Below are 17,037 nucleotides of genomic sequence, written 5' to 3'. Positions count from 1 at the left end.
GAACGGTTGTGGGAATCACTTGGGGTGTTGATAAAATTAACGAGCTTACACAACCTATTCAAGATAATATTTTGAAAGAAATGCAACTAGAAGCAGTTTTAGGTGGCGTTTCTGGGTAATCTTTAGTGCTTATAAAGCTTTATAAAATCACAAGAGTTTCGGCTTTTGTGATTTTTTTGTTTATTGAATTTAAGCTGATTCTGGAGAAGTTCATATCCTATAGTTTTGAATCAATAAAAACTTAAAAAGAAACGATTTATAAAGTCGTTACAGACTTAAGAAGGTAAGGCGCATCAAATATTCGTTTTGGTTTTAGGATACGCTTTCGCGAAAGCGATATTTTCAAACTGATCACCTCATGGTTATAAAGGTTTTCCACAATTAGCCTCTGACCATAAAGTAAACTCCTAGCATGTGGGGTAAAAGAAGTAGAAATAACTTTTTTAAAGCCTATATTGAAAATCCACAATTTTAAAACGGCTACCTTTGCAATATGGAAGAAAAAGCAGCTCCTATGGTAGAGCACAAAGCAGGTTTTGTAAACATAGTAGGTAATCCTAATGTAGGGAAGTCTACACTCATGAATGCGCTCGTAGGTGAGCGCTTATCTATTATTACCTCAAAGGCACAAACGACACGACACCGTATTTTAGGAATAGTAAACGGTGATGATTTCCAGATGGTGTTAAGTGATACGCCTGGAATTATTAAGCCAGCCTATAAACTCCAGGAAAGCATGATGGAGTTTGTTAAAAACGCTTTTGAAGATGCAGACTGTATTCTTTATATGGTGGAACTAGGCGAGAAGGAGCTCAAAAACGAGGCTTTTGAAAAACGACTCACCTTTGCAGAGGTTCCTGTAATCGTACTTATTAATAAAATAGATCAAGGTCAGCCTAGCCAGTTAGAAGAAGCCGTTGCTCACTGGAAAGAGCGCTTACCTAATGCTGAGATTTTTGCCATAAGTGCTTTAGAGAACTTTGGCGTTCCTCAATTATTAGAACGTATAGTAGAAATTCTTCCAGTTTCTCCAGCTTATTACCCTAAGGACACGCTCACTGATAAACCAGAACGGTTTTTTGTAAACGAGAGCATACGTGAGAAAATCTTAATTCACTATAAAAAGGAAATTCCGTATTCTGTAGAGATTGATACTGAGGAATTTTTTGAAGATGAAAAGATTATCAGAATACGTTCTGTAATTATGGTAGAACGTGAAACCCAAAAGGGAATCATCATAGGTCACAAAGGCACGGCTATTAAACGTGTAGGGACTGAGGCTCGTAAGGATTTACAAAAGTTTTTTGGCAAGCAGGTACATATTGAACTCTATGTAAAAGTGAACAAGAACTGGCGCAGTAGTGAACAGCAATTAAAGCGTTTTGGGTATAAAGGTATTCATAAATAATCTTCAGTCTTTAAGTCCACGGTTGTCAGTGAGAGGTTGAACTCAAACTCGTTAATGAATCTGAACTCTAATTATTACTGGACTATTTGCGCAAGTAAATAGCCAATGGGTAATGGGCGATACATTTTCACGAAGTGAAAAGAAGAATCAGTTATTTAAGAATAGGTGATGTTTAGTTAGGAACTTCTTTTGATGCTTTTTTTTTAAAAAAAAATACCAATCAGACAACCTTTTTAAAATCATCTCGTCTCTATATATAGAAAGCAAGTAAATTGTGAAAGTGATACAACTTTATACTAACGAGAAAAAGCTTATTGAAAAGGCAGCGGCTGGAGACAGAAAAGCGCAGAAGCATCTTTATGATAAGCACGCATATAGAATGTTGAGCGTTTGTAGACAGTATATATCACCTATAGAAACTGCTGAGGAACTCATGCTTAATGGATTCTTTAAAGTTTTTACTAAGCTGGACAGTTTTCAGCATTCAGGAAGTTTTGAAGGTTGGGTGCGTCGCATTATGGTGAGAGAATGTATAGATTACCTGCGTAAAAAAGATCCTTTTCAATATACTGATGAGGTGGATGAAGAAAAAGTAAGCGCGACAGGTAGTGAAAATGAAACAAGTGATCAATTACCACTAGCAGTAATTCAACAAGTCATAGACGAGTTACCATCAGGTTATAAAACCGTATTTATGATGTATGTGGTAGATGGGTTCAAACATGCAGAGATTGCTCAGGCATTAAACATAAGCGAGAGTACTTCCAAAACACAATACCGCAAAGCACGAATCTTATTGCAAGAAAAAGTAAATAGCATTAAAAAAAAGCAACATGAAGCTTAAGAATATAAAAGATCAAATGGATAAGCGAGAAATCGCTCCTAGTGCTGGCTCATGGGATGCACTTGCATCGAGACTAGAGACCGAAGAGAAGAAAAATAAAAAGCCACTCATTTATTGGTTAGGAGCTATTGCTGCTGTTTTAATTGCTGCGGTGTTGCTGTATCCTGCATTGAATGATGATCATGTGGTAAATTACCAAGTCGATGAAACCGTAGTGATTATAGAAGACCAGAGACAAGAAATCGTTGATGATAAATTAAGTGTTAACGAGATCCTTAAAGCGCAAGAAAGTAAAAAGCTAGTTGATCATAACACAAATACGGTTCAAAAGAAGGAAGAAGTTATTATTGAAAAATCACCAGCGCAAGAACAGTATATAGTTCAATTACCTCAAAAGGAGTCAGTAAGAAAAGAAAAGCCACAACAGGAAACTTTTCAAATGATAGATAATTTGCTGCCTCAAGAGCCAGTTGAATCTACTCTAGATGATACCACAATAACAAGTAATGAAAATCCTGTAGTGATAGAAAAAGTACTCACTGCCGAAGAAGAAATGGAACTTTTACTTAACAAGGCAATGAAAAAAGTAGAGCAACCAGCGATAGCGGTAAAATCTATCAATCCCGATTTATTACTCATGGAAACAGAATGGGATATTGAGTCTGATCAAAGAAGCCGTTTACAAAACTCCATACAGGATGGATTAAACTTCTTGAAAACAGAAGCCGTAGCGCTTATCGATAAATAGAAATCACAGATCAATAATAAATACTTAACGCGCTTGAACATATAGTGCACAGCCACAGCTGTATCAATTTTTAAAATTTAGAATTATGAAAAGTCAATTACAATCTATTAGTATTTTATTTTTTACTCTAGCTTCTCTATTCAGTGCGGCGCAAGAGGAACAAACATCAAAAGAAAAGAAAGAATTTGAGAAAAGGCTTGATTCCGTTGTCAAGAAAAGAATAGGTAAGAAACATATAGTCGAAAAAGACACTGTTGACGGGAAAGAGCTTTATTATGTAGGAAAACCTGGAGTCCGTGAAAGTATGAATGCAAACCTAGAATATGAGATAATACTTCTAAATGATAAACATGAACTTTATGCCTCAGAACAAAAAACAGATTTAAAGGATTGGGTAAAGACTATTAATGGTAAAGTTGAGTCAGGTGAATACCCGATGGAAAAAGGGCAGCTTCTGAAAGAAGAAAGAGCACAACAAGTAGCAACGAAAATTGCCGCCCATCGTGCAAAAACGGATGCAGAAATTGCTTTTGCAAAGGTTAGAGGAACAACAGTATCAAACACTACCTCTGTCGAGATCTCTACTAAGAATGGAGTGAAATTAGATATAAAACAGAATGATAGAAGAACACAAAAATACATCAACACCTATTCAGGATTTACCTTGGGTTTTGGGTACAACTTTATGAATGGAGAAGATTTAGGAATTAATGATTTCAGTTATCCTAACAATAATTACTTTTCTATAGGTTATCAATGGAAAACCACTTTAGACAAGGATAAAAACAACTTTAGATTAACTTATGGTTTTGAGTACCAGACTCACGGAACTGAGTTAAACGGTAATCGTTTTATCACTCAAGGTGATCAGTCTTTAATAACAACACTATCAGCTCTTTTGCCAGATGGTGCAAGTGTAAGCAAAGCAAAATTTCGTCAGGATCAATTAGTGTTTCCTGTCCATCTAGAATTTGGTGGTAGTAAACGTAAGGATTATGAAGATGGACGCGTGCGTTTCAGGGAAGATGGATACTGGCGCGTCGGGATAGGTGGATTTGCCGGTTTTAATACTAGTTCCCGCCTTAAATTAAAGTATGAATTAGATGGTCGTGATATAAAAGAAGCACGTATCAATAATTTTGATAATGAAGTATTTCTGTACGGCTTAGACGCTTATGTAGGAAGAGGTAGTTTTACGGTTTTCGGTCGTATGAATTTAAATAATGTCTTTAAAAGCAATTCTGTAGATGCGCAGTATGTAAGTTTTGGAATTAGAATTCAGTAAAGTTTTATTTGAGTAGCCCAGTACTGCTAGTTTGAAAATATAATGCCTTTATAAAGAAAGGGTTCAACTATAAACTAATTTAAAGTCAAACCCAAGCTTTTTTAACTTACACAATTTACGGGATAGTGTCGTTGCTATTTAGCTTTGGAGAAGGAAGGATAATTCAATTTACCTTAGGGGAATTACAAGCACAAACTGGTTTGAAAGCTCTTGTTACCATAGCAGGAGCTTTTTTTATGCTTTCGCGAAAGCGTACTCATATCAAATCCGTATTTTTACAAACTGCTTAATTTTAATAATTCTAAAACTTGATTTCACGTACCACTGTAGATGCTGTTTTTGATACCGCTCGAGTAGAAGAGGTGATCGGTGATTTTGTGCAATTAAAAAAATCGGGTTCAAATTTTAAAGGACTAAGTCCGTTTTCTGAGGAGCGCACACCTAGTTTTATGGTTTCGCCCGTGAAACAAATTTGGAAAGATTTTAGTTCTGGAAAAGGAGGTAATGCCGTAACTTTTCTTATGGAACATGAACATTTTACTTTTCCAGAGGCTATTAAATGGCTCGCAAATAAGTACGGTATCGAGATCGAAGAAACTGAGCAAACCGACGAGCAAAAACAAAGTCAGGACGAGAAAGAATCTATGTTTCTCGTTTCTAAATATGCCGCAGAGTGGTTTGAGTCACAGCTCAAAACTGAGATGGGTAAAGCTATAGGGTACAGCTATTTTAAAGAACGTGGCTTTACAGATGAGACTATAAAATACTTCCAGTTAGGATATTCTCCAGATCAGTGGAGCGCCTTTACAGACGCTGCCGTAAAAGCGGGATATAAGCTAGAGTTTCTAGAAAAAACAGGATTGAGTATCGTAAAGGAAGACAAGCAGTTTGACCGTTTTAAAGGTCGCGTCATGTTTCCCATACGCAGTCTTTCAGGAAGAGTGCTGGGTTATGGAGGTAGGATACTGACTAATGATAAAAAGGCTGCAAAATATCTCAACTCACCACAAAGTGAGATCTATGATAAGTCTAAAGTACTTTATGGAATCTATGAGGCAAAACAATCTATTGCCAAAGAAGATCTATGCTATCTAGTAGAAGGTTACACAGATGTGATACAAATGTACCAGGCTGGTGTTAAAAATGTAGTATCAAGTTCTGGAACCGCGCTTACTAAAGAGCAAATAAGACTCATACAGCGCCTTACTAAAAATATTACCGTTCTCTATGATGGAGATGCTGCTGGTATGCGTGCTGCGATACGTGGTACTGATTTAATCCTTGAGGCTGGTATGAATGTACGTATTTGTACCTTTCCAGAAGGTGAAGATCCTGATAGTTTTGCAAAGTCACATACTCAAACTGAGATAGAAGAGTTTCTCAAAACTAATTCAGTAGACTTCATAAGCTTTAAATCTAACTTACTTAAAGAAGAGGCAGCAGGAGATCCTATTAAGAAGGCAGAGATGATACGTGACATAGTTCAAAGTATCGCAAAAGTGCCTGATGATATTTCACGTGAGATATACGTGCGAGAAAGCGCTGCTATACTCGATATAGGAGAAGAAGTGTTATTTTCTTCTCTAGCTCAAACGCGTAATGCAGAGATCACAGAACAGCGCAAAAAAGATCGTAAGGAACAACAAGCGCAATCACTTAAAAAAGTAGAAACTACTGAGCCTACCATTAAAATAGACCGCAGATCTGTACTAGAAAATGCGATTATAAAGATTTTACTTCTCTACGGTGATAAAACTGAAGATTTTCAAGAAGAGTTTTTACAAGAGTCTGAAGATGGTGAGTTAGTAGCAGAGCCTGTAAAGGTGACCATGCCCGTATATGAAAAGATTTATCTAGATCTTCAAAATGACGAGATTGAATTTTCTAACCATATCTTTAGAACCCTTTACCCTAAAATCATAGACTTACTTCTTCTGGAAGGTAAGGTAGATTTAAATCAGGTCATGTCTACACTTAATGAACACGAATCACAACTAGTGGCCGACCTAGTGATGCAAGAAGATAAATATCAACTACATAAATGGGATGAGAAAATGATTTTTGTAAAAGCTAAGGAAGATACCATTCCTACCTATACTATGGACGCCATTCTTAACTTCCGTAGGTTAATGATAGATGATAAGGTAAAAGCTTTGTACGATAATCTATCTGCAGATCCCACAGTAGATAACACTGAGGTGCTATCTACTGTAAGAGACTACAATAAATTAAATAGATACTTAGGTAAACGATTAAACCGAGTGGTTTAACCAGTTATTTGTAGCAATCTAGACTGATTAATTAAGTCAGCTACGTTATCTACATTTAATTTTTTAAGCAAGCGAGTCTTATAGGTGCTTACTGTTTTCTCATTAATTCCTAAGGCTTCAGCGATATTCTTATTTCTTTTCCCTACAGAAATTAAGTTAAGAACCTCGATCTCGCGAGCAGATAATTTTCTGTAACGCATGGTTACAGCTTTTCCTTTTTTACCTTTAGAGTTCATAACCTCTCTGATAGGATCAGATAAGAAGGTTTCTCCAGAAGCCACAGTGGTAATGGCTCTTTTAATCTCTTTAGAAGATTTAGTTTTAGAAATATAACCATTTGCGCCAGCTTTTATGGCACTTATGGCATAGATTTCTTCTGGGTGATAACTTACTATAAGTACCTTTAAGTCTGGATAATGAGAGCGTATTTCTCTCAGTGTTCCTGCACCATGGGCATTAGGTAAGTCCATTTCTAAAATCAGTAAGTCTGGTTTATGCTTCTTGATGCTTGATAAGAGCACCTCTCCATTTTCAACTTTTCCTTTGAAGCGTAAACTCTTACTGTCTTTCATCACGCACTTGATTCCTTTACGGAATACTGGGTGATGGTCTGCTAATAAAACGTTCATTTTTAGGGGTATTTGTTCCTACAAATATACATTAATAATTGTCTTTCGCAATTATAAATAGCATAACTATTATCTTTCTTATCAAGCAGTTAACCTATGTTAACGCAATTCTGTAGGAATAAAGCATACAGGAATAGGATTCATTTTATGTTGATTCTTTTTGTTTAAACTAGTGTAAAGATGAAACACTTCTAGTTCACGACCTTTAAAATCTTGTTCTTGTTTTCCTGAGGCTATTTTATTCATAATGAGCTCGAGCTCATCATAACTAGCGCCTATTTGATCCTCATCAGTGCGTTCAGCTCCATAAAGGCCATCGCTAGGAGCTGCAGTCATAATACTTTCTGGAACATTTACCAGTTCACCTATGGCATACACTTCGCTTTTCATTAAGTCAGCTATAGGGCTTACATCTACACCACCATCACCATATTTAGTATAGAAACCTACTCCAAAATCTTCTACCTTATTACCTGTTCCAGCCACCAGTAGCCCATTTACACCACCATGGTAGTATAAAGTAGTCATCCTTAGTCTAGCACGTGTATTTCCTCTAGTTAAATCTACTAGTGCGCTATCTTCAACCTCAGGCATGGAATTTATAAACATGTCAAAAACAGGAGTTAAGTCACTGCGCACGTCGGTCACATTAGAAAAACGTTCTTTTAATTGATTAATGTGTTCTTGAGCACGTGATACGTGGTCTGCGTGCTGGTGTATGGGCATCTCTACACATAACACTTTTAGTCCAGTCATGGCACATAACGTTGAGGTTACAGCACTATCTATTCCACCACTTACGCCTACTACATAGCCTTTAGTTCCTGCTTTTTTGGCATAGTCCTTAAGCCATTGTACGATGTGTTCTGTTACTTTATCTACTTTCATTTCCTTATTTTAATACAGATTAGACGTATTTTTGCAGCCTTAAAATTAATTAAAAAAAGTGGCGTTGTAGTTCTATGAAGTATAAGATTCACAGAGTATTAATTTATATCGCTTTCGCGAAAGCGATATTACTAACCACATCCTGTAATGACAGCTCACGAGTTGAAAAAGAAATAGCTGCTATTCCCGTACAAACAGAGCTCAAGTTATTTCACAAAGAGTTTGCCGAAGCATCACCAGAAGACTTACCAGTACTTAAAGAAAAGTATGAAATGTTATTTCCTGCTCAATTTTCAGACAGTATATGGTATGCAAAACTAGATGGTAGGGACACGATTCAGAACGTACTAGAAAACGCAGTCGCTCAACGTGATTTTAATTATGAGCAAATTCATGATGATGTAGATGAGGTGCTACGTCATATAACATATTACTTTCCAGAGTTTGAAACGCCAGATATTGTAACAGTTATTTCACAAGTAGACTACCGCCGTAAAATCACTCCTACTCAAGATCAGTTATTAATAGCCATAGATACTTACTTAGGTGTAGATAATGACCTGTATCTAGGAATAAGTGATTATAGAAAACAAGCACTTCAATTAGAGAACTTACCAGCAGATGTTGCGCTGGCTTATGCACAACTCTTTGTGGAACCATCTATGGATCGTGACTTGCTGGGTAGTATGGTTTATTATGGAAAACTGCATTACTTACAGGAGCTGTTTGCTCCTAAATCTTCAGGAGCCAGCAGGTTCAGTCACGCGGTAGATAAACATAACTTTATGGTGGCAAATGAGTCTGAAATGTGGCGGGTTTTTATAGATGAAAGCCTGTTGTATAGCACAGATTCTAAGTTGCAATCGCGGTTTATTTTACCAGCACCGTTTTCAAAATTTTATCTTGAGGTAGATCAACAAACTCCAGGTGGAGTAGGGAAATATATAGGTTATCGCATAGTGCAAGCATTTATGGAAAATAATGAGGTTCCACTAAAGGATATGTTAAGACTACCTGCGCAGCATATTTTTAATAATTCAAAGTATAAACCAAAACAATAATGGCTCAAACACATAGATCAGAAATTAAAATAGGAATAGAACTAGATGAAAATCGCGTACCAGAACAGATAAGATGGAGCGCGCCAGATGGTGGCGTTACTGGTGCAGAGGCAAAAGCGATGATGGTTTCTATGTGGGATTCACTAGAAAAAGAAAGTTTCCGTATCGATTTATGGACTAAGGATATGCCAGTAGATGAGATGCGTGTCTTTTTTCATCAAACCTTAGTCTCCATGGCAGACTCTTATCACCGCGCAACAAATGATGATAAGATGAGAGATACTATGATTGATTTTTGCGACTATTTTGCAGAGAAGCTGGATTTGAAAAAGAAATAAGTCAGTATTCAGTCTTAATGATCAGTCTCAGTCATCAGTTCTCGGTTATTAGTTATCTGTTGAATGCTAGGATTCATGAGATTTATTCTCCGTCATTACGAGGAGCGATAGCGACAAAGTAATCTGTTTTTAAAACCTTAAATGTCCTTAAGAGGTGTTTTATATCTTAAAAGTTCTTGATAACTGATTGTGGATGATTTACTTAAGATCTATGTTTTTTAAAACTTAGACTCAACGACTCAACGACTCAACGACTCAACGACTCAACGACTCAACGACTCAACGACTCAACGACTCAAACCTAAAAACAAACTTGGAACCCATTTTCGATCATAAACAATTAGTAGAACTGGCATGGTATAAAATGCCATTTGGTACCCATAAAGGTAAATTCTTAAGTGAGTTGCCTGAGCCATATTATGTATGGTTTAGAAGAAAAGGATTTCCAGATGGTAAACTAGGTCGATACATGACCACTGTTTATGATATGAAAGTAAATGGAATAGAGGAGCTTCTCAGAGAAATAAGAAGAAAAACAGTGAATGATAGACCCGTTTTTTAAATTACACAGTTCACAACTACCGTAGATTCTCATTAATCTCACCTATATAATGAAGTAATTCTTCCTGTCCAGTACCGTTAGAAGAACTTGTTATAAAGTAAGGTGGCACTTCTTCCCATACACCATTGAGTAGTTGTTGTTTGTAATGTTCTACGTTACGATCGAGTGCTTTTGGTTTAACCTTATCAGCCTTAGTGAATATGATTCCAAATGGAATTCCATTTTCACCCAGCCACTCCATAAACTCAGTATCTATAGGTTGAGGATCGTGCCTCACATCTACTAGAACAAAGGCGCAAACGAGTTGTTTGCGTTGCTGGAAATAATTAGTAATGAATTTTTGGAATTTTGCCTTACTTGTTTTAGAAACTCGAGCATAACCATAACCTGGTAGGTCTACAAGATGCCAGCTTTTATTAATTAAAAAGTGGTTGATGAGTTGAGTTTTACCTGGTCTTCCAGACGTTTTAGCAAGACTTTTTTTATTAACGAGCATGTTAATTAAAGAAGATTTTCCCACATTAGAACGGCCTATAAAAGCATATTCAGGCAGCCTGCTATCTGGGCATCTTTTTACGTCTTGATTAGAAATGACAAATTCAGAACTAGTTATTTTCATATCACAAAGATAGGGTAGTTCTTTGTTTTCATTAGATAGTAAGCTAGGAATTAGTAAGCGATCAGGTACCAGTTGTCTGTGAGTTGTTTTAAGTGGTATTTTTATGTAGCGCTAATCATGAGTAGCAAATTACTTTTTAGTAATCTCATGGATGATCTCAAGATTTTATAAAGCTTGCATAACCATGAACTAAAGCTCACGTTTTTCTAACCAGCCAGCAAGAATCTCATTAAACTCATCTGGGTGCTCCATCATCGCAGCATGGCCGCATTTATCGATCCAGAATAAGTCGCTGTCGGGTAATTTCTCGTGGAACTCTGTCGCTACTTCTGGTGGAGTTACGTTATCTTGTTTTCCCCAGATAATACAAACAGGTAGCTGTAGTTTAGGTAGATCTTTTGCCATATTATGACGTATGGCGCTTTTTGCAATGGCAAGCGTTTTAATAAGTTTATTACGGTCGTTTACCACGCCAAAAACCTCGTCCACAATTTCCTTAGTAGCTACTGCAGGATCATAAAAAACACCTTCGGCTTTTTTCTTGATATACTCATAATTTCCACGTTTAGGGTAACTTTCTCCCATGGCACTTTCATAAAGACCAGAGCTGCCTGTGATCACCAGCGCTTTTACTTTATCTGGAAATAATTTAGTGGTTACTAGACCTATGTGACCACCTAGAGAATTACCTAGAAGAATCACTTCTTCCCAGCCCATGTGGTTGATAAAATCATTAATATGTTTTGCAAATGTGCCTACACTGGTTTTGAGTAACGGCATACTATAAAGAGGTAATGACGGTACCACAATTTGATAGCCTTTTGCAGGGAAATGATCGATCACACCTTGAAAGTTACTTAAACCACCCATTAATCCATGAAGAATAATAATAGGAGTTCCTTCGCCTGTGGCGTAGTATTCAAATTTACCGTCTTTAACGAGCTTTTGCGTCATATACTGTGTTTGGTATAGTAAGCAAATATAGTTGTTTTGATCATATAATGCATGAAATGTATATGACTAGAAAGGCTATTTTATTCATTTCCCACTTTATGACACTAAGTGATATTTTTTTATCTCGCTTTCGCGAAAGCATATTCAGAAAACCCTTTTTTTAACTCCTTTACATCTATTTCAAATTGTTTATAAGTCCTATAGTTATTCAGAAAAAGACTCTTTTATTAACAATGTGGTAAAAAGTGGTAAATTGTGGAGTAATAATTTTATATTTGAATTCATAACTCATTAAGGTTGATAAACTTCATAGGAACATACGAGTGTAAAATTGATGCAAAAGGGCGTTTTATGATGCCTGTTTCATTAAAAAAGCAGCTAGCACCAGTCTTGCAAGAAGGTTTTGTGCTTAAACGCTCTGTATTCCAGCCTTGTTTAGAGTTGTATCCCATGAAAGAGTGGAATGAGATGATGGCGCGCATGAATAAGCTCAATCGATTTAAAAAGAAAAATAACGACTTCATACGTCGTTTTACTGCTGGTGTAAAAACCGTAGAAATAGATGCAAATGGTAGATTGTTAATTCCTAAGGATTTAATTCAAATCGCTAGCATATCAAAAGATCTCACTGTATCGAGTGCGATTAATATTATAGAAATATGGGATAAGGAAAACTACGAGCAAGCTATAGACGCTGCAACTGTAGATTTTGCTGATCTCGCTGAAGAAGTAATGGGAGATGACACAACAGACCTTTTATCATAATCCAGTATTGCTGGAAGAGTCTGTAGATGGACTCGCAATAAACCCGTCAGGAACCTATGTAGATGTTACCTATGGCGGTGGTGGTCACTCACGTGAAATTCTTTCCAGGCTGGATGAAAACGGTAGGTTATTTTCTTTTGATCAAGACTTAGATGCTTTAGAAAATGTGATAGATGATACTAGGTTTACTTTAATTAATCAGAATTTCAGGTTCATGAAGCGCTTTCTACGCATGTATGGTGTGAAACAGGTAGATGGTATTCTGGCAGATTTAGGTGTGAGCTCACACCAGTTTGATGAGGCTGGTCGTGGTTTTTCTACACGTTTTGATGCGCGATTAGATATGCGCATGAATCAGGAAGGAGATCTAGATGCTGTAAAGGTTGTGAACGATTATAATGAAGAAGAGCTTAACCAGATTTTTAAAGAATATGGTGAGTTGCGCATTGCTCCTAAGTTAACTCGAGCCATCCTGCAAAAACGTAGTGAAGCACTTATAGAAACGGTAGGACAACTAAAGGAAATATGTGCGCCGTTTGTTCCTGAGCGCATACAGCACAAAATACTGGCGCAGGTTTTTCAGGCCATACGTATAGAGGTGAATCAGGAAATGGACGTATTAGAAGAGTTTTTAATTCAGTCACGTGATGTGCTTAAAACAGGAGGTAGGTTAAGCGTGATTTCTTACCATTCTCTCGAAGATAGACCTGTAAAACGATTTATACGTAATGGACTTTTTCATGGAGAACCAGAAAAAGACGTTTTCGGTAGAGTGAGTGTACCTTTTAAAAAAGTAGGTAAGTTAATAGTTCCTACTGCCGCACAAATAAAAGAAAATAATCGAGCGCGCAGTGCAAAATTGCGTATTGCAGAGCGTATAATAGATTAATATGGCATCAAAGGTATATGACATATTAAAAGGTAGGTTTTTAACTAATGATGATGCGTTTAAAAACTGGCGCTTCATCATTTTTGCAGTGTTTCTTTCCATTATTATGATCTACACTGGGCATAGTTTTGAGAAGAAAGTGCATTATATAGGACAGCTTGCAGATCGTGAAAACGAGCTGCGCAGTCAGTACACCTTTGGCCAGAAAGAGTTGATGATTTTGCAAATGGAGTCCACCATTGCCAGCAAATTAAAAAGTCGCGGTATTGCTCCAGCAAAAAATCCGCCGCAAAAGATAATTATTAAATCTACTTCACCAGATGGCAACAACTGAAAAAAGCATATTGAGTAGGATCTACATAGTAGGTCTGGTGCTGTTAGTTATCGCGCTGGCTATAATCGTGAAGATTATTAATATCCAGTTTGTGGATGGTGATATGTATCGAGCCAAAGCAGAACAACGCATTTTTAAAAATGATACCATTCCATCTAATCGTGGAAACTTATATGATGCAAATGGTCAGTTACTCGCAACCTCTATCTCTAAATATGATATTCGTTTTGATGCGGTAGCGCCTAATGATGAAGATTTTAAATCGCTCGTGGGACCATTAAGTGATTCGCTTGCGCGAAAACTGAATCGCACTAAATCCTATTACACTAAAAAATTACGTGCCGCACGTAGTAATCGTAATCGCTATATGCTTATTGCAAAAAACCTAGATTATGGTGATTACATAAATATTAAATCATTTCCATTATTTAATAAAGGACCTTATCGCGGTGGTATCATAGTGGAGCAGCGTGTGGTGAGAGAACATCCGCTGGGTAAAATGGCAGAGCGTATTGTGGGCTATGATAGACCAGGTAGTGCTCCAGTAGGATTAGAAGGCGCCTTTGCTCCTTTTTTAAGAGGTAGTGATGGAGTGCGTCAAAAACAAAAGATCTCTCAAAATCAATGGAAGCCCATTAGTGGAGCAAATGAGATCGAGCCACAAGACGGCTATGATGTTTATACAACCATTGATGTAAATATGCAGGATGTAGCGCATCACGCATTATTGGAACAGCTTGAGTATTTTGAAGCAGAGCATGGTACTGCGGTGGTTATGGAAGTGGCTACCGGAGAGATTAAAGCCTTGTCTAATCTAGGTCGTGGAAAAAGTGGTAAATACTATGAGAAACGTAACTATGCTGTGTGGGAATCTCACGAGCCAGGATCTACTTTTAAATTAATGAGTGTAGTCGCTGCACTAGAAGATAAAGTAGTGGATACCAGTACTGTTTTTGATACTAGAGGTGGTAAAATTTCTTTTTATGGTAGAAATGTTGCCGACTCTAAGTATGGTGGTTATGGAAAAATAAGTGTTGCAAGGGCTTTTGAGGTGTCTTCAAATACAGCGCTAGTTCAAATGGTCACTGATAATTATAGGGGCAAAGATAATGCAGAGCGTTATGTGGACAGACTTTATAGCATGGGACTCAATAAAAAGCTCGATTTACCTATAGCAGGAGAAGGAGTTCCTATGATTCCTCATCCAGATGATGCTAACTGGAGTGGTATCTCATTACCATGGATGGCTTATGGATACGGACTCAAGGTAACACCATTACAAACATTAACCTTTTATAACGCAATTGCAAATAATGGGGTAATGGTAAAACCCAGATTAATCAGAGAAGTACGTTCTAAAGATCAACTTATAGAACGGTATGATCGTGCTATTATTAATCCATCCATATGTTCTCAAGAGACTGTAGATAAAGTTAAGGTGATGATGGAAAATGTGGTAAGACGTGGAACAGCAGATAACCTGTACTCTGAAAGTTTTTCTATGGCTGGTAAAACAGGAACTTGCCAGTTAGACTACGGTCGTAAAGATAAGGAGCTGGCTTACATAGCATCTTTCTCAGGTTATTTTCCAGCCGATGAACCTAAATATAGCTGTATAGTAGTGATTCACAGGCCTAAAAAATCTAAAGGTTATTATGGGAATATAGTTGCCGGTCCTGTATTTAAAAAGATTGCTCAAAAAATATATGCAAATAACCCTATGCTCGATGAGGTTCTCATGCCCGAAATAGCTCCTGACGAAATAGAAAAGTCACAAGATAACTTTTATGCCCAGGTGCAAACTACTTCAAATAAGATCCCTAATCTTAAAGGAATGGATGCCATGGATGCTGTAGTACTACTGGAAAATTTAGGAGCACGAGTGATCCTTAAAGGCAAAGGAAAAGTTAGAGATCAAAGCAAAGCGCCTGGTACTCGAGTAAAAATAAATGACCTAATAACATTAACTCTATCATGAAGAATTTAAAAGACCTATTATATAAGGTAAGCTTAGAGCTTGTAATAGGAACTACTGATGTTCCAGTAGAGCATATTCATTTTGATTCTAGAGCTGTTAGTAAGGGTGATGTGTTTATTGCTCTTAAAGGTACGGCTGTTGATGGACATCAATTTATTGAAAAGGCGGTGGATTTAGGTGCTCGAGTTGTTGTTCTAGAGGAGCTTCCAGATTACCAGTCTGAAGAGGTTACTTATGTTCAAGTGAAAAGTTCTCATACAGCACTTGCGCTTATGGCAGCAAACTTTTATGATAACCCTTCACGTGATTTAAAATTAATAGGCGTTACAGGTACAAATGGTAAAACCACCACTACTAGTTTGTTGTATCAATTATTTAAAAAACTAGGTTTTAAATCAGGTTTAATCTCCACGGTAGAGATCTTAATTGATGGTAGAGTGATACCTACTAAACATACTACACCAGATCCTTTAACTATTAACAGTCACCTAGCAGCCATGCGAGATGCCGGAGTTGATTATTGTTTCATGGAAGTAAGCAGTCATGGAATAGACCAAGAACGTGTGACGGGTTTACATTTTGTAGGCGCTATGTTTACTAATCTTTCTCACGATCATCTGGATTATCACAATTCATTTGCTGAATATAGGAATGTGAAGAAACGATTCTTTGATATGCTACCTTCACATGGTTTTGCCTTAACAAATCTGGATGATAAAAATGGTGCTTATATGCTCCAAAATACAAAGGCACGCAAACTGGGCTATGCGCTTAAAACCTATACAGATTATAGAGCGCAAATTATAGAAAACCAGTTCGGCGGTTTACAGCTTAAAGTGAATAATCAAGAGCTATGGACTAAAATGATAGGCGAGTTTAATGCTTATAATGTGCTAGCTATTTATGGTTGTGCTGTAGAATTAGGCCTGGACTCTATGGAGGTTCTTGAGGCTATATCACAACTTGATGGAGTTTCAGGAAGGTTTCAATATTTCACGACTGCAGCCCATCGCATAACTGCTATTGTAGATTATGCTCACACACCAGATGCATTAAAAAACGTACTTGAAACGATTAATTCCATACGTACTCGTAATGAGAAATTAATAACTGTAGTAGGTTGTGGCGGTGACCGCGATAAGACTAAAAGACCCGTTATGGCAAATATCGCTGCAGCGCTAAGTGATCAAGTAGTTTTTACAAGCGATAATCCACGCACAGAAGATCCAGATGCTATTCTTGCCGATATGGAAAAAGGTGTAGAACCTCTAGATTTTAAAAAGACACTTACGGTAACAGATCGTAAAAATGCCATAAAAACTGCCGTTCAAATGGCACAACAAAACGATATCATTCTCATTGCAGGAAAAGGTCACGAGACCTATCAAGAGGTGAATGGTGTGCGATCAGACTTTGATGATCGCAAGATTGTCGCTGATTTACTTAACCAACTCAATAAATAACT

General features: G+C 37.1%; 17 protein-coding genes. 13 read left to right on the top strand and 4 right to left on the bottom strand.

The annotated features are described in order from the left end of the window. Positions 1-493: 493 nt before the first annotated feature. The 5 genes from era (at position 494) to dnaG (ending at position 6,555) form a co-directional block, all read left to right on the top strand. The gene (gene era, locus ACTF48_RS07715) at positions 494-1,408 is read left to right on the top strand and encodes a GTPase Era (RefSeq protein WP_438962579.1); all 915 of its coding nucleotides are present in this window, start codon (positions 494-496) and stop codon (positions 1,406-1,408) included. Positions 1,409-1,688: 280 nt separating this feature from the next. Beyond that, positions 1,689-2,252: an RNA polymerase sigma factor gene (locus ACTF48_RS07710; protein WP_438962578.1), complete on the top strand. Its 564-nt coding sequence runs from the start codon at positions 1,689-1,691 to the stop codon at positions 2,250-2,252. Then, the gene (locus tag ACTF48_RS07705) at positions 2,242-3,000 is read left to right on the top strand and encodes a hypothetical protein (protein ID WP_438962577.1); all 759 of its coding nucleotides are present in this window, start codon (positions 2,242-2,244) and stop codon (positions 2,998-3,000) included. The genes ACTF48_RS07710 and ACTF48_RS07705 overlap by 11 nt, the downstream gene beginning before the upstream one ends. 85 nt (positions 3,001-3,085) lie before the next feature. After that, positions 3,086-4,285, top strand: coding sequence for a hypothetical protein (locus ACTF48_RS07700; protein ID WP_438962576.1), 1,200 nt, complete (start codon positions 3,086-3,088; stop codon positions 4,283-4,285). 308 nt (positions 4,286-4,593) lie between these two features. Then, positions 4,594-6,555 carry a DNA primase gene (gene dnaG, locus ACTF48_RS07695; RefSeq protein ID WP_438962575.1) on the top strand — a complete coding sequence of 654 codons (1,962 nt, stop codon included), beginning with the start codon at positions 4,594-4,596 and terminating at the stop codon, positions 6,553-6,555. Here dnaG and ACTF48_RS07690 read toward each other — a convergent pair. Both ACTF48_RS07690 and nadE read right to left on the bottom strand, forming a co-directional pair. Beyond that, a complete protein-coding gene (locus tag ACTF48_RS07690; protein WP_438962574.1) occupies positions 6,552-7,184 on the bottom strand; it encodes a response regulator in 633 nt (210 codons plus the stop codon). The genes dnaG and ACTF48_RS07690 overlap by 4 nt on opposite strands. Before the next feature lie 99 nt (positions 7,185-7,283). Further along, positions 7,284-8,072 (bottom strand): NAD(+) synthase, encoded by a 789-nt coding sequence (nadE, locus tag ACTF48_RS07685; protein WP_438962573.1) that lies wholly within the window; start codon positions 8,070-8,072, stop codon positions 7,284-7,286. Between the two features lie 74 nt (positions 8,073-8,146). On the opposite strand from nadE, the gene gldB reads away from it, so the two are divergent. The 3 genes from gldB (at position 8,147) to ACTF48_RS07670 (ending at position 10,033) form a co-directional block, all read left to right on the top strand. Next, on the top strand, positions 8,147-9,133 hold the full coding sequence (gene gldB, locus ACTF48_RS07680; RefSeq protein ID WP_438962572.1) for a gliding motility lipoprotein GldB: 987 nt from the start codon (positions 8,147-8,149) through the stop codon (positions 9,131-9,133). Beyond that, positions 9,133-9,471 carry a gliding motility protein GldC gene (gldC, locus tag ACTF48_RS07675; protein ID WP_438962571.1) on the top strand — a complete coding sequence of 113 codons (339 nt, stop codon included), beginning with the start codon at positions 9,133-9,135 and terminating at the stop codon, positions 9,469-9,471. The genes gldB and gldC overlap by 1 nt, the downstream gene beginning before the upstream one ends. A gap of 313 nt (positions 9,472-9,784) precedes the next feature. Further along, on the top strand, positions 9,785-10,033 hold the full coding sequence (locus ACTF48_RS07670) for a DUF3820 family protein (protein ID WP_438962570.1): 249 nt from the start codon (positions 9,785-9,787) through the stop codon (positions 10,031-10,033). A 16-nt stretch (positions 10,034-10,049) separates the two neighbouring features. Here the strand turns inward: ACTF48_RS07670 and yihA are convergent, their stop codons facing one another. Then, entirely contained in the window at positions 10,050-10,652 is a 603-nt protein-coding gene (gene yihA, locus ACTF48_RS07665; protein ID WP_438962569.1) for a ribosome biogenesis GTP-binding protein YihA/YsxC, read from the bottom strand. Positions 10,653-10,841: 189 nt separating this feature from the next. After that, entirely contained in the window at positions 10,842-11,606 is a 765-nt protein-coding gene (locus ACTF48_RS07660; RefSeq protein ID WP_438962568.1) for an alpha/beta fold hydrolase, read from the bottom strand. A 297-nt stretch (positions 11,607-11,903) separates the two neighbouring features. On the opposite strand from ACTF48_RS07660, the gene mraZ reads away from it, so the two are divergent. Genes mraZ through ACTF48_RS07635 form a run of 5 tightly spaced genes read left to right on the top strand, consistent with a single transcriptional unit; the run spans position 11,904 to position 17,035 of the window. Beyond that, the gene (mraZ, locus tag ACTF48_RS07655; RefSeq protein ID WP_438962567.1) at positions 11,904-12,371 is read left to right on the top strand and encodes a division/cell wall cluster transcriptional repressor MraZ; all 468 of its coding nucleotides are present in this window, start codon (positions 11,904-11,906) and stop codon (positions 12,369-12,371) included. Further along, on the top strand, positions 12,346-13,260 hold the full coding sequence (gene rsmH, locus ACTF48_RS07650; RefSeq protein WP_438962566.1) for a 16S rRNA (cytosine(1402)-N(4))-methyltransferase RsmH: 915 nt from the start codon (positions 12,346-12,348) through the stop codon (positions 13,258-13,260). Before mraZ ends, rsmH begins: the two co-directional genes overlap by 26 nt. A 1-nt stretch (position 13,261) precedes the next feature. Further along, on the top strand, positions 13,262-13,594 hold the full coding sequence (locus tag ACTF48_RS07645; RefSeq protein WP_438962565.1) for an FtsL-like putative cell division protein: 333 nt from the start codon (positions 13,262-13,264) through the stop codon (positions 13,592-13,594). After that, positions 13,581-15,572: a penicillin-binding protein gene (locus tag ACTF48_RS07640; RefSeq protein ID WP_438962564.1), complete on the top strand. Its 1,992-nt coding sequence runs from the start codon at positions 13,581-13,583 to the stop codon at positions 15,570-15,572. Before ACTF48_RS07645 ends, ACTF48_RS07640 begins: the two co-directional genes overlap by 14 nt. Continuing rightward, complete coding sequence (locus ACTF48_RS07635; RefSeq protein WP_438962563.1) at positions 15,569-17,035, top strand: UDP-N-acetylmuramoyl-L-alanyl-D-glutamate--2,6-diaminopimelate ligase; 1,467 nt, start codon at positions 15,569-15,571, stop codon at positions 17,033-17,035. The genes ACTF48_RS07640 and ACTF48_RS07635 overlap by 4 nt, the downstream gene beginning before the upstream one ends. The last annotated feature ends 2 nt before the right edge of the window (positions 17,036-17,037 follow it).

Origin of the sequence: Nonlabens sp., assembly GCF_965660805.1 — a bacterium.
Taxonomy (GTDB): Bacteria; Bacteroidota; Bacteroidia; order Flavobacteriales; family Flavobacteriaceae; genus Nonlabens.
Note: the sequence above shows the minus strand (reverse complement) of the source record. Positions and strands in the feature narration are given on the sequence as shown.